The sequence below is a fragment of the Anaerotignum sp. MSJ-24 genome (assembly GCF_018918145.1).
In the GTDB taxonomy this organism is placed as follows: Bacteria; Bacillota; Clostridia; order Lachnospirales; family Anaerotignaceae; genus Metalachnospira.
This window is the reverse complement of sequence record NZ_JAHLPX010000007.1, coordinates 176,514-188,533: the sequence shown is the minus strand read 5'-3', so window position 1 is coordinate 188,533 and position 12,020 is coordinate 176,514. Positions and strand designations below refer to the sequence as shown.

Below are 12,020 nucleotides of genomic sequence, written 5' to 3'. Positions count from 1 at the left end.
GAAACATCTTAAAAATAAATATTAATTTTCAGAATTTTTGTTTATGTAATCCACAACCATTCTTACTGCATCATCCATCATTGCAGGAAGTGAGTCTGTCGCAACTCCGGCAACTCTCAAGCCGCATCTGTTAAGCGGTATAAGTATTTTTACCGCATCGCTCTCTCCAATGGCTGCAGCCATTGCCGGCGAAAGCTCTCCAAGCATAGCATTTGCAGAAATTATTCCGATACTTCCGACAATAATATCTGCTCTCTTTGCATTGTATATAACGGCATTTTCTCCGGTTGCAATATTTTTTGCTCCACCCTTCATCATGCCCATCGTTGCCATTGCGTTTGTGCCTACGGCAATAAGCTCATGCTCTGCACCAACTGCGTTTTTTAATCTTTCGATAAGTGCCTTTCCTATTCCTCCGCCCTGTCCGTCTACAACCATTATAACCATAATAATATCTCCTGTTCAAAAAATAATATAATAGTAATAAAGGAAGCCTATAAGTAAAAATTTTTAACCAATGGCTTCCTGAAAAAATCTATACGGTATTTATACATAAAAAAATGGGAGTTACAGGGCTCGAACCTGTGACCCTCTGCTTGTAAGGCAGATGCTCTCCCAGCTGAGCTAAACTCCCAAATTTTAAATATTACAAAGCTGACCGGTAAGGGAATCGAACCCTTGTTTCAGCCGTGAGAGGGCCGCGTCTTAACCGCTTGACCAACCGGCCAAAAAATAGCGGAGGGGGGATTCGAACCCTCGACACCGCGGGTATGAACCGCGTGCTCTAGCCAACTGAGCTACTCCGCCATATTCGTGTCTTCAGTTTTTTGTTTCCTGATCACTGACACAATGATTATTATACACATGAATATATTCTTTGTCAACAGTTTTTTTCAAAAAATTAATTATTTATTTTAAAAACTATTTCATCCGGCATAACAAGCCCTAATTGTTCACGGGCAATCTTTTCTATATACTCATCTGTTGTGTAATATTCCATTTGGTTAGTATATTCCTGTTTCTTTTTATTTTCTTCCGCAATTTCAGCCTCAAGCTTTTCTTTGTCCACCTTGAGCTGAGCATATGTATTAAGCTGCCATATAAGATTGACTGCCACAAAAACAGAAAAAACCGTCAATACAACAGCCATAACTTTTCCTGATAAGGCTCTTTTACTTTTCTTTTTTTCTTTTGCCATATTCAGTACCTCTTTTTTTATTTGAACGCTTTATAAAGCCAAATTGTCTTTTCAGACTTCTTTTACTCATTTTGGCATAAACACCGCCTAAATGCAACAGTTTTTTGACTCTGATTTTTAAAATATTTCCTGTTTTTAAAACCGGTTTGCCTATTATGTGCCATATAGCCCCTGCAAGCAGATTTGCGGGATAAAAAGTGATTTTAATTATCAGCTTTACGGCTTTCTTTATCTTATCCGTCATAAACAGCATTGTATTAAATACATACCGGCTTATAACAGCTCCGTAAAGCAGCATGCCGCCGAAAAATGCAAGCATAACAAATATTCTCACTTGTCCGCTGTTTTCGCTGAGCATAAACATATATGCCGACATTATCACTCCTGCCCAGTAAAAAACATCTTCAATACACATAATCCATCTGTTGTGTTTTATATTGGCTCTCAACAGCCTTATAAGATCGTAAACAAAACCGCAAATTACTCCGATTAAAAACATATCTCTGAAAAGCTCTGCCTGAAATTCAATGGATAGTATCACTTTTCTCGCTCCTATCGGAATATTTTTCTGAAAAACATACCGCCTCTGTCAGATATGTCTCCGTCGGTATATTCAATGCTCTCTATTTCTCCTTCGGTCTGCAATATGCCTTCATCAAGATTAAGCTTGCTTATATGTAAATCATTTCCGCGTATTATCAGCATTCCCATATCCGTATCGGCCGTAATGCTTTCTTCATCAAAGGACACAACCTCCGTAACTCCGGTAACCGACATTCTCTCTCTTTCATCAATAACTATTCTGTGTCTTGAATATTCCTTCTGTCTTTTTTCCGAAAACTCTCTTCCAGTTTCGCCCACAGTCCGACCTCCCATAATAAAAAAATCCCCAAAGCCTTCCATATAATAAATATATATGGTTATCCAAGGGGATATTCTAAATATTTTCCGAATTACTGCACACTTTTGTACATAGAAGCCGCTTCTTCTTTTTTCTGTGTTTCGCTTATCGCCAAAACCTCAACCTTAGTTGTGTTGTTTCCGAATTTTATTTCGATTACATCGCCGATTTTTACTTCTGTTCCTGCCTTCGCAACCTTTCCGTTTACGGTAACTCTTCCGGCGTCACAGGCATCGTTGGCAACGGTTCTTCTCTTTATTATTCGTGAAACCTTAAGATATTTGTCAAGACGCATAATTTCACCTCACATATTTAAAAAGAGCTGTCTGAAAAACAGACAGCCCTAAAAATCATTAATAATTAAGCGTTAATTGCATCCTTTAAAGCCTTGCCTGCTTTAAATCTGGGAGCCTTTGAAGCTGCAATAGGCATGGGCTCGCCTGTCTGAGGATTACGTCCTTCACGAGCTGCTCTTTCAGCAACATCAAATGTACCGAAACCAACAAGCTGAACCTTTCCGTTATTTGTAAGTTCTTCTGTAACTACTTCTTCAAAAGCCTTTAATGCCTTTTCAGCATCTTTCTTGCTCATGTCAGCTTTTTCTGCAATAGCAGCAACTAACTCTGTCTTATTCATTATTTTTCCTCCTCGATTTTACTGATAAGTACTTATGTTTCATTTTTCATCCGCAGCTGAATTATCGGCTTCCTGCCATAATCTTATTTTTTCCGTAGCCGTAATATCTTTCAGTCGTAAACCGTTGTTTGCAGCCGATGATTCAATATACTCAAACTTATTTATAAACTTTTCTATAGCTTTTGTCAAGGAAAACTCTGTATTAATTTGATTTTTTCGTGAAATACACACCACTTTCAATATAAAATCGCCTATAATATCACTTATTTCCTCCTCTGAAAGATTTTTCAGTTTTCCGATTTCGTTTTCAATGGCATCATACACTTTATCGTTCTTAAATATTTCGTCATAAGAAACGCCGGCATTTTCTGCTTTAAACACCACCTTGTCGGCTCTCATAAGTGCCGGGAGTGCCTTTGGTATGGCTTTAAGCACATCGGTCTGGGTTTCATAGCCCTTTTCGTTTTTCTTGTTGTCTTCCCATTTTCCGAGGAAAGCACTGTTATCATCAGCCGTCAGATTTTTATAATCTCCGGAATTTTCACCGCCGAAAATATGTGGATGTCTTTTTATCATTTTTCTGCATATTCCGTCTGTAACATCGTTTATATCGAAAAGTCCGTCCTCTTTCGCTATTCTTGACTGAAATACAACCTGGAGAAGGACATCACCGAATTCTTCACACATTTCTTTGCTGTCTTTATCTTCAATCGCCTGAATTGCTTCATAGGTTTCCTCAAGCATATATTTTTTCATGGATTCATAGGTCTGTGCCCTGTCCCAAGGACAGCCGTTCTCACCTCTGAGAATACTCATAATTTTAATAAGGTCATTAAAATCATATTTATTTTTCTCCATATTTTTTCACCTCTTTTGCATATTATAGCAAAAGAGGTGTGTATTTTACAATATAGAAAGGCATTTTAGCCAGCAGAATTTATATAATATCGTTCAAAGAAGTCACTTTGCTTAACGAATGTACATAAAATACCGTAAATACTGCCGAAATTTATCTGTTTCTGTATTATTGCTATATTAAATTCAATATAGTATAATTAAATTTATTATGAAAAATTGAACTTACAATATCTAAATTCAGGGGAAGGTTTTTAATATGTTTAAAATTGTCAGAAAAAAAGAGCTTAATCCTTCAGTAACTCTCATGGAAATCGAAGCTCCTCTTATTGCCAAAAAAGCAAAAGCAGGACAGTTTATTATTTTCAGAGTTGATGAAGAAGGCGAAAGAATTCCGCTTACAATCGCTGATTCGGACAGCAAAAAAGGAACAGTAACAATTATTTTCCAGAAGGTTGGTCTTTCAACAGAACTTCTCGGTCAGAAAAACGAAGGCGAATGCATTCTTGACTTTGTAGGACCTCTCGGTGTTCCGACAGAAACAGAAGGCTTTAAGAAGGTTGCCGTTATCGGTGGCGGTGTAGGAAACGCAATCGCTTTTCCTCAGGCAAAGTCACTTTTCAAGGCAGGCTGTCAGGTAGACGTAATTTCCGGTTTCCGTACAAAGGATCTTATCATTCTTGAGGACGAAATGCGTGCAAACAGCACAAATTACTATCTTGTAACAGACGACGGTTCTTGCGGAGAAAAAGGCTTTGTAACAGACAAACTTAAATCTCTTATCGACGCCGGAAACAACTATGATGCAGTAATCGCCATAGGTCCCGTTCCTATGATGAAATTTGTTTCTCTTACAACAAAGCCCTACGGTATCAAAACTATCGTAAGCCTCAACTCTATTATGGTTGACGGTACAGGAATGTGCGGCGGCTGTCGTGTATCGGTCGGCGGAGAAATCAAATTTGCTTGTGTAGACGGTCCCGACTTTGACGGACATCTTGTTAATTACGATGAGCTTATGAACAGAAACGCTGCATACAAAGCTCAGGAAGAAGAAAACAAGAAAACTCATATTTGCAGAATGACACAGCTTGCAAATGAGCTTATTAAGTAAGGAGGACCTAAAAATGGCAAACATGACTATGACAAAAACTCCTATGCCCGAACAGGCACCGGACGTAAGAAATAAAAATTTTGAAGAGGTAACTCTCGGATATACCGAAGAAATGGCATTAAACGAAGCTGCACGCTGCCTTAACTGCAAAAATATGCCCTGTGTTTCCGGCTGTCCCGTAAACATTCATATTCCGCAGTTTATTTCAAAGGTTGCGGAAGGCGATTTTAAAGCCGCATACAAAATTATTGCCGAAACAAACTCTCTTCCGGCAATCAGCGGACGTGTATGTCCTCAGGAATCACAGTGCGAAATGCACTGCGTAAGAGGTATCAAAGGCGAACCCGTTGGTATCGGCCGTCTTGAGCGTTTCGTTGCCGACTGGTACAGAAACAACGTAAAGGAAGAAGTTGAAAAGCCCGAATTAAACGGCAAAAAGGTGGCTGTTGTCGGCTCAGGTCCTTCAAGCCTCACTTGTGCAAGCGATCTTGCAAAAAAAGGCTATGAGGTAACTGTTTTCGAAGCATTCCATGTTGCGGGAGGCGTTCTTGTATACGGTATTCCCGAATTCAGACTTCCCAAGGAAATCGTTCAGAACGAAGTAAACGGACTTATTGCCCGTGGCGTTAAGGTTGAAACAGACATGGTTATCGGCCGTGTTCTCACAATCGACGAGCTTATCAACGATATGGGCTTCAATGCCGTATTTATCGGAACAGGTGCAGGCCTTCCTTCATTCATGGGTATCGAAGGCGAGGATCTTTCCGGTGTTTATTCGGCAAACGAATACCTCACAAGAATCAACCTTATGAAGGCTTACAGAAAAGAATATGATACACCTATCAAGCACAGCAGAAGCGTTGCAGTTGTCGGAGGCGGTAATGTTGCCATGGACGCCGCAAGATGTGCAAAAAGACTCGGTGCAGAGCATGTATACGTTGTTTACAGACGTTCCGAAGAAGAAATGCCTGCAAGAAACGAAGAAATCCATCATGCAAAGGAAGAAGGCATTGAATTCCTTCTTCTTAACAATCCTGTAAAAATCAATAACGACGGTACAGGTGCGGTTAAATCCATGGAATGTATCAAAATGGAGCTCGGTGAGCCCGATGCTTCCGGCAGACGCAGACCTATCGAAATCAAGGGCAGTGAATTTGAGCTTGACGTTGATACAGTAATCATGGCTCTCGGTACATCACCCAATCCTCTTATCAGAACAACAACACCCGGTATCGAGGTAAACAGACATGGCTGTCTTGTTGTAAACGAAGACACAATGCAGACAAGCCGTGACGGCATTTATGCCGGCGGTGATGCCGTAACAGGTGCCGCAACGGTTATTCTTGCAATGGGTGCAGGCAAAAAAGCCGCAGCAGCTATTGATGAATATTTAAAATAATCCGGATATACAAAAAGGCGAGGTCAATATGATCTCGCCTTTTATGCTCTCGGATGTGTTTTGTTATAAACCTCTTTAAGCTTTGATTTATTTATTTTTGCGTACATCTGCGTAGTCGCTATATCCGAATGTCCCATCATTTCCTGTACCGATTCAAGGTCGGCACCGTTTTCAATAAGATGGAATGCAAAGGAATGTCTTAAAACATGCGGTGTTATTGTCGTTTTTATTTCCGCCTTGCTTGCATATTCCTTTATTATTTTCCAAAAACCCTGTCGTGTCATGGGATTTCCGAAGCAGTTTACAAAAAGCATTGTTTCGTCTTCATTTTTAATCATATTCTTTCGGACATCATTCATGTATGCCTTAAGTGCGTCTATCGCCTTTGAACCGAGCGGAATAAGCCTTGATTTCTTATCCGAACGGCATATAAGAAATTCCATATCAATATTCACATCGCTTGTTTTCAGCGTTATAAGCTCAGTTACACGCATTCCCGTTGCATACAGCACTTCAAGCATAGCCTTGTCCCTTATGCCTTTGGAATCCTCGGTATCCGGCTGTGCAAGCAGCTTTTCCACTTCTTTAAGCGAAAGAACCGGCGGCATTTTCTTAACTACCTTCGGCGTTTCAATATCTTCTGCCGGGTTGTCCTTTATTATCCCTTCATAATTCAAATATCCGAAATACACACGCAACGCAGCGGCATTTCTCGAAATTGTTGCTCTTGAACGGTCTTTTTTCTGCAAATCATATATGTATGCCATCACATTGGTTTTATTTATCAATCTCACATCATCTATTCCGGACTCCTGAATAAATCTTATAAAATGACTTATATCGCTTTTATAGGACGAAACCGTATTATCAGATGCAGATTTTTTATCCGTCATATAATTTTCAAAACCAATAATATGTGTATCCACCGAATATTCCCCCAATGTGTTGACACGTTTAAATTACGACATAACCATTATATTCTCTTTTTCTCCAAAAGTCGATATATTTATTATACAAATCACCACATCAGCACCATAATTTACAGTTTTTTATATTATTAATCTCCACATTTATAAAAAATTTAGTGCATTATATTTTCTATGGCACATACAGCCGCATTCAGTGCAAGACACAAAAATAATATCACTGCATGTTCTGACATATGCTTTCTTCTTTCTCGCCTTATACGGCTTTTAGGGCCGTAATTACTGTATCTTCTCAAAACATATAGTATTGTCCAAACAGCCGTAAATATATAAACGGGAATAAGCAGCATATTATACGGCATCAGCTTTTCAATGGCGTACATAACTCCGTATTGTCCAGACATAAATGCTGATGAAAAACCATAAAATATGCCCGAAACAAATATAATAATCAATATAATAACCGCTCCGGGCATAATAAAGCCACAAAGCCACATAGACAATATGTATTTTCCGTGCTTTATAAAAAGCTCGCCGAAGGATCTTGCATTACCAATATAATTACTGCTGTAATCGGTAAGAGCGGTGCATTGGTATGAATTTATTTCTCTTTCGGATAAAGCACCGGTCAATACGCCAATAAAAAAGCAGATACAGACAATCGCTATCGTTATCTGTAATCTGCTCTTATTTTTTCTTCTCATAACACCACCGCCTGTCATAATTTTAATAAACTATATGACATCGGTTAATATGCTATTCTTTATAATCATTTTCTTTTTACGACAAGCTCGTTATAGGCAAGTATACCAAGCATTGTCTTTAAATCGGTTATTGTACCGTCAAACACCATTTTAATTGCCTCTTCAAGTGGATAGCGTTCAATCTCGATAAATTCGTCCTCATCAAGATTTTGTTTGCCTTCCTTAAGATTTTCGGCAATATAGATATATACTTTCTCGGAGCATACGCCGACAGATACGTATGACCAGTTTACATATGTCAGTCCGTCAGCCTTATAGCCTATCTCTTCCTCAAGCTCACGCATTGCACAATCATAAGGATCTTCGCCGTCCTCAAATGTTCCGGCAGGTATTTCAAGAACCATATCCTTTGCAGGATGTCTGTACTGTCTTACAAAAATAATATTTCCGTCTTTATCGACAGGCACAATAGCAGACGCATTGTTTTTTACAACAACCTCTCTTGTGGCTGTCTTTCCTTCCGGCATTGTTATTTCATCTTTATAAACAGTAAGAATTTTGCCCTCGTATACCTCATCGCTTTTTATAACCTCATAATCCATTATATATCTCCTTAATCGGTTTAGAATTCTGCGTTGCGTACTGTTCTGGGATAAGGGATAACGTCTCTGATGTTTGACATACCTGTTATATACATAATAAGTCTTTCAAAGCCAAGACCGAATCCGGCATGACGTGTTCCGCCGTATTTACGGAGGTTAAGATACCACCAGTAATCCTCCTGCTTAAGTCCGAGCTCTGCCATTCTGTTTTCAAGAACGTCAAGTCTTTCCTCTCTCTGGCTTCCGCCGATAATTTCACCAATACCGGGAACAAGGCAGTCTGTTGCGGCAACTGTCTTTCCGTCGTCATTAAGACGCATATAGAATGCCTTAATGTCCTTAGGATAGTCTGTTACAAATACAGGCTTCTTGAATATCTCCTCTGTAAGGTATCTTTCATGTTCTGTCTGAAGGTCACAGCCCCATTCAACAGGATAATCGAATTTATTTCCGGCTTTCTTAAGAAGCTCGATAGCCTCTGTATATGATACTCTGCCGAAGTCTGAATTTACGATATTTTCAAGTCTTTCAATAAGTCCCTTGTCAATGAATGAATTGAAGAACTGCATTTCTTCGGGAGCGTTTTCAAGTACATAGTTGATTACATACTTAAGCATATCCTCTGCAAGCTCCATATCGTCCTCAAGGTCGGCAAATGCGATTTCAGGCTCAATCATCCAGAACTCTGCCGCATGTCTTGTAGTGTTTGAATTTTCGGCTCTGAATGTAGGTCCGAATGTATAAACATCTCTGAAAGCGAGTGCATATGTTTCAGCTGAGAGCTGTCCGCTTACCGTAAGGTTAGCCTGTTTTCCGAAAAAGTCCTTTGTGTAATCAACTGTTCCGTCCTCGTTAAGCGGAGGATTTGACAAATCAAGTGTTGTTACCTGGAACATTTCTCCTGCACCTTCGCAGTCACTTCCTGTGATGATAGGTGTATGAACATATACAAAGCCTCTGTCCTGGAAGAACTGATGAATTGCATATGCCGCAAGGCTTCTCACTCTGAATGTAGCTGCAAATGTGTTTGTTCTCGGTCTGAGATATGCAATGCTTCTTAAAAATTCAAATGAATGTTTTTTCTTCTGTAAAGGATAATCAGGTGTTGTTGTTCCTTCAACAACGATTTCTTCTGCTTTAATCTCAAAAGGCTGTTTTGCTTCGGGAGTAAGCACAAGGTTACCTTTTACGATAACTGCCGCACCAACACCAAGCTTGGAGATTTCTGCATAATTATCTATTTTTCCGTCCTCAAAAACAACCTGTACGCTTTTGAAAAATGAACCATCGTTAAGCTCAATAAAGCCGAATGCCTTTGATGAGCGGAGTGTTCTAATCCAGCCGCCTACTTCAACTGTTTTTCCGGCAAATTCATCTGTATTGCGGAATAATTCTTTAACTCTTGTAAGTTTCATCTGTTGTTCCTCCGTTAATATCTATGGTAATTATTTAAGTTTTGAAATAAAATCTTCAAGTCTGTCCATACCTTTTTTAATATTTTCATTTGATGTTGCATATGAAAATCTTATATAATCAGGCATACCGAAGTCTGCACAAGGAACGACCGCAATAAGCTCTTCGTCAAGAAGAAGTGCTCCAATCTGTGCAGCTGATTCAAGTACAGTATCATTGTATTTCTTTCCGTATGTTCCTGAAAAATCAACAAAAAGATAAAATGCACCTTCCGGCTTAAGTGTTTTGAGATAAGGCATTTTAGCGACTCTGTCATATATATAATCACGACGTTCTTCAAACTTTTCTCTCATATCCTCAACACAATCCTGAGGTCCTTCGATTGCCGCAAGGGCAGCCATCTGTGCTATTGAGTTTGGATTTGAAGTCATATGTGACTGCATGCTTGCCATAAGCTTTGCAATCTGTTTTGAAGACGCTGTATATCCTATTCTCCAGCCTGTCATGGCATAGCTTTTTGAAACACCGTTTACGGTAATTGTTCTTTCATAAATTTCTTTTCCGAATGACGCAATGCTTATATGCTTTTTGTCTTTTGAATAGATAAGCTTTTCATATATTTCATCGGCAATTACTATTATATCCTTTTCAACAGCAAAATCGGCAATCTCTCTGAGACATTTTTCTGTTAAAACCATACCTGTCGGGTTGCTGGGTGTTGTAACGATAACTGCCTTTGTTTTATCGGTATATGCAGATTCAAGAATTTCTCTTGAAAGCTCAAAATTATTTTCTGCCTTTGTATAAGCTATTACCGGAGTACCTCCTGCAATACGCACCATTTCGGCATAGCTGAGCCAGAAGGGTGCAGGAATAATAACCTCATCGCCCGGATTTACAATAGCCATAAGTGCATTTACAAGCGAATGCTTAGCACCGTTTGAAATAACAATCTGTGTATAGTCATAATCAAGTCCGTTATCTTCCTTAAGTTTTTTTGCAACAGCTTTTCTGAGCTCTACTGTTCCGGCAGCCGGAGTGTATTTTGTAAAGCCTTCGTTGATAGCATCGATAGCAGCCTTTTTAATATGATCCGGTGTATCGAAATCCGGCTCGCCAACGCTGAAGCTGATTACATCTTTACCTTCTCCTCTGAGCACTCCTGCTTTTTCTGTAATTGACAATGTTGATGATGGCTTAATGCCAAGTGCTTTTTCAGATAATTTCATCTTATGTGTTCCTCCTATATTGTTTCCTGAACTAAATTTTATACTATCGCCCCTATAAAAGCAAGCTTAAAGGTGCATAAATTGTGCATAAATTATCAATAAATATAAGGCGTTCTCATATTTTGTCTTTTATAAAATCAATAAAATTTCCATATACAACCTTATATGCTGTATCTTTTCCAAATTCCGTTTCAAATCGGTCATAAAGAGATTTAATATATGTCACATCATCCATACCCTCCGGCGTTGACGGTATTCCATCAAAATCACAGCCAAGGCAAATACTGTTTTCACCGCATATTCCGAGCATATGCTCCGTATGCTTTATAACATCGTCAACAGACGCTTTCCCGCTGTCATTCAAAAAAGACTGACACATATTAAGTCCGATTATGCCTTTTCTTTCTCCAATCAGTCTTATCTGTTCATCGGTAAGATTTCTCGGTGCTTTGCAAATACTTCGGCAATTAGAATGGCTTGCAATGAACGGTTTTTCAGTGAATTCCGCAACAGAATAAAAGCCTTCGTCCGATATATGGGAAACATCAATTATTATTCCCTTATCTTCCATGTGTCTTACAGCTTTTCTGCCGAATTCCGTAAGACCGCCTCCGAGATTACTTTCCATAACTCCGGTTGCAACGCAGTTTTTATAATTCCATGTAAGCGTAGCCAATCTTACACCCATATCATATAGCATATCCAGCTTTTCTATACTGCCTTCGAGTGCTTCACAGCCTTCTATTGAAAGCATAGCCGATACCCTTCCTTTATTGTTCACAATATCCTTATAGCTTTTTACAAGCGAAATGCTGTCCATATTTGATTTTATTTCATTTTTAAAATTATTTATAATTTCAACTGTTTTGTTGAACGCATCGTTATAATATTCTTTTCTCAGCCATACGGCAAAAATCTGTACCGGAGAATCAAAGTTTTTAAGCAGTTTAAGATTTATATGCGTATTACTGTCGGAAATATGTTCTCCTGTTTCATAAATCGAAGATGCCGTATCACAATGCCAGTCAGCATATTTTATCATA

The 12,020-nt window shown here is 39.0% G+C and carries 15 protein-coding genes and 3 tRNA genes; 2 read left to right on the top strand and 16 right to left on the bottom strand.

Going from position 1 to position 12,020, the window contains the following annotated elements:
• Positions 1-21: 21 nt before the first annotated feature.
• The 10 genes from KQI66_RS07155 to mazG all read right to left on the bottom strand — a co-directional run bounded on the left by KQI66_RS07155 (position 22) and on the right by mazG (position 3,593).
• The gene (locus KQI66_RS07155) at positions 22-447 is read right to left on the bottom strand and encodes a DUF3842 family protein (protein WP_216428108.1); all 426 of its coding nucleotides are present in this window, start codon (positions 445-447) and stop codon (positions 22-24) included.
• A gap of 114 nt (positions 448-561) precedes the next feature.
• A tRNA-Val gene (locus KQI66_RS07150) sits at positions 562-634 on the bottom strand.
• A 21-nt stretch (positions 635-655) separates the two neighbouring features.
• Positions 656-727 (bottom strand) — tRNA-Glu (locus KQI66_RS07145).
• A 6-nt stretch (positions 728-733) separates the two neighbouring features.
• Positions 734-807 (bottom strand) — tRNA-Met (locus KQI66_RS07140).
• A 94-nt stretch (positions 808-901) separates the two neighbouring features.
• Positions 902-1,198 (bottom strand): FtsB family cell division protein, encoded by a 297-nt coding sequence (locus tag KQI66_RS07135; RefSeq protein WP_216428106.1) that lies wholly within the window; start codon positions 1,196-1,198, stop codon positions 902-904.
• Entirely contained in the window at positions 1,173-1,739 is a 567-nt protein-coding gene (gene yabQ / locus KQI66_RS07130; protein WP_216428104.1) for a spore cortex biosynthesis protein YabQ, read from the bottom strand. Before yabQ ends, KQI66_RS07135 begins: the two co-directional genes overlap by 26 nt.
• A gap of 11 nt (positions 1,740-1,750) precedes the next feature.
• Positions 1,751-2,059 carry a sporulation protein YabP gene (gene yabP / locus KQI66_RS07125; RefSeq protein ID WP_330655069.1) on the bottom strand — a complete coding sequence of 103 codons (309 nt, stop codon included), beginning with the start codon at positions 2,057-2,059 and terminating at the stop codon, positions 1,751-1,753.
• Positions 2,060-2,151: 92 nt separating this feature from the next.
• A complete protein-coding gene (locus KQI66_RS07120; protein WP_216428101.1) occupies positions 2,152-2,394 on the bottom strand; it encodes an RNA-binding S4 domain-containing protein in 243 nt (80 codons plus the stop codon).
• A gap of 65 nt (positions 2,395-2,459) precedes the next feature.
• Entirely contained in the window at positions 2,460-2,735 is a 276-nt protein-coding gene (locus tag KQI66_RS07115) for an HU family DNA-binding protein (protein ID WP_216428099.1), read from the bottom strand.
• 39 nt (positions 2,736-2,774) lie between these two features.
• On the bottom strand, positions 2,775-3,593 hold the full coding sequence (gene mazG / locus KQI66_RS07110; RefSeq protein ID WP_216428097.1) for a nucleoside triphosphate pyrophosphohydrolase: 819 nt from the start codon (positions 3,591-3,593) through the stop codon (positions 2,775-2,777).
• A 256-nt stretch (positions 3,594-3,849) separates the two neighbouring features.
• Between mazG and KQI66_RS07105 the strand changes: the two genes are divergently transcribed.
• A complete protein-coding gene (locus KQI66_RS07105) occupies positions 3,850-4,704 on the top strand; it encodes a sulfide/dihydroorotate dehydrogenase-like FAD/NAD-binding protein (protein WP_216428095.1) in 855 nt (284 codons plus the stop codon).
• Positions 4,705-4,717: 13 nt separating this feature from the next.
• On the top strand, positions 4,718-6,103 hold the full coding sequence (gene gltA, locus KQI66_RS07100) for an NADPH-dependent glutamate synthase (protein WP_216428094.1): 1,386 nt from the start codon (positions 4,718-4,720) through the stop codon (positions 6,101-6,103).
• 41 nt (positions 6,104-6,144) lie between these two features.
• On the opposite strand, the gene xerD is transcribed toward gltA, so the two are convergent.
• From xerD to KQI66_RS07070, 6 genes are all read right to left on the bottom strand, one after another.
• Entirely contained in the window at positions 6,145-7,029 is an 885-nt protein-coding gene (gene xerD / locus KQI66_RS07095; RefSeq protein ID WP_216428091.1) for a site-specific tyrosine recombinase XerD, read from the bottom strand.
• 155 nt (positions 7,030-7,184) lie between these two features.
• The gene (locus KQI66_RS07090) at positions 7,185-7,733 is read right to left on the bottom strand and encodes a stage II sporulation protein M (protein ID WP_216428089.1); all 549 of its coding nucleotides are present in this window, start codon (positions 7,731-7,733) and stop codon (positions 7,185-7,187) included.
• Positions 7,734-7,798: 65 nt separating this feature from the next.
• Positions 7,799-8,335, bottom strand: coding sequence for an NUDIX hydrolase (locus KQI66_RS07085; RefSeq protein WP_216428087.1), 537 nt, complete (start codon positions 8,333-8,335; stop codon positions 7,799-7,801).
• Between the two features lie 20 nt (positions 8,336-8,355).
• Entirely contained in the window at positions 8,356-9,750 is a 1,395-nt protein-coding gene (gene asnS / locus KQI66_RS07080; RefSeq protein WP_216428085.1) for an asparagine--tRNA ligase, read from the bottom strand.
• 30 nt (positions 9,751-9,780) lie between these two features.
• A complete protein-coding gene (locus KQI66_RS07075; protein WP_216428084.1) occupies positions 9,781-10,977 on the bottom strand; it encodes a pyridoxal phosphate-dependent aminotransferase in 1,197 nt (398 codons plus the stop codon).
• A gap of 115 nt (positions 10,978-11,092) precedes the next feature.
• Positions 11,093-12,019 carry a dipeptidase gene (locus KQI66_RS07070; protein ID WP_216428081.1) on the bottom strand — a complete coding sequence of 309 codons (927 nt, stop codon included), beginning with the start codon at positions 12,017-12,019 and terminating at the stop codon, positions 11,093-11,095.
• Between the last annotated feature and the right edge of the window lies 1 nt (position 12,020).

What these genes read in the sequence shown, in the direction of transcription:
- KQI66_RS07105 (WP_216428095.1), top strand. Translation starts at nt 3,850, where the DNA reads ATGTTTAAAATTGTCAGAAAAAAAGAGCTTAATCCTTCAGTAACTCTC.
- gltA (WP_216428094.1), top strand. Translation starts at nt 4,718, where the DNA reads ATGGCAAACATGACTATGACAAAAACTCCTATGCCCGAACAGGCACCG.
- KQI66_RS07115 (WP_216428099.1), bottom strand. Translation starts at nt 2,735, where the DNA reads ATGAATAAGACAGAGTTAGTTGCTGCTATTGCAGAAAAAGCTGACATG.
- KQI66_RS07070 (WP_216428081.1), bottom strand. Translation starts at nt 12,019, where the DNA reads ATGATAAAATATGCTGACTGGCATTGTGATACGGCATCTTCGATTTAT.
- mazG (WP_216428097.1), bottom strand. Translation starts at nt 3,593, where the DNA reads ATGGAGAAAAATAAATATGATTTTAATGACCTTATTAAAATTATGAGT.
- KQI66_RS07075 (WP_216428084.1), bottom strand. Translation starts at nt 10,977, where the DNA reads ATGAAATTATCTGAAAAAGCACTTGGCATTAAGCCATCATCAACATTG.
- KQI66_RS07120 (WP_216428101.1), bottom strand. Translation starts at nt 2,394, where the DNA reads ATGCGTCTTGACAAATATCTTAAGGTTTCACGAATAATAAAGAGAAGA.
- KQI66_RS07090 (WP_216428089.1), bottom strand. Translation starts at nt 7,733, where the DNA reads ATGAGAAGAAAAAATAAGAGCAGATTACAGATAACGATAGCGATTGTC.
- KQI66_RS07155 (WP_216428108.1), bottom strand. Translation starts at nt 447, where the DNA reads ATGGTTATAATGGTTGTAGACGGACAGGGCGGAGGAATAGGAAAGGCA.
- KQI66_RS07085 (WP_216428087.1), bottom strand. Translation starts at nt 8,335, where the DNA reads ATGGATTATGAGGTTATAAAAAGCGATGAGGTATACGAGGGCAAAATT.
- asnS (WP_216428085.1), bottom strand. Translation starts at nt 9,750, where the DNA reads ATGAAACTTACAAGAGTTAAAGAATTATTCCGCAATACAGATGAATTT.
- KQI66_RS07135 (WP_216428106.1), bottom strand. Translation starts at nt 1,198, where the DNA reads ATGGCAAAAGAAAAAAAGAAAAGTAAAAGAGCCTTATCAGGAAAAGTT.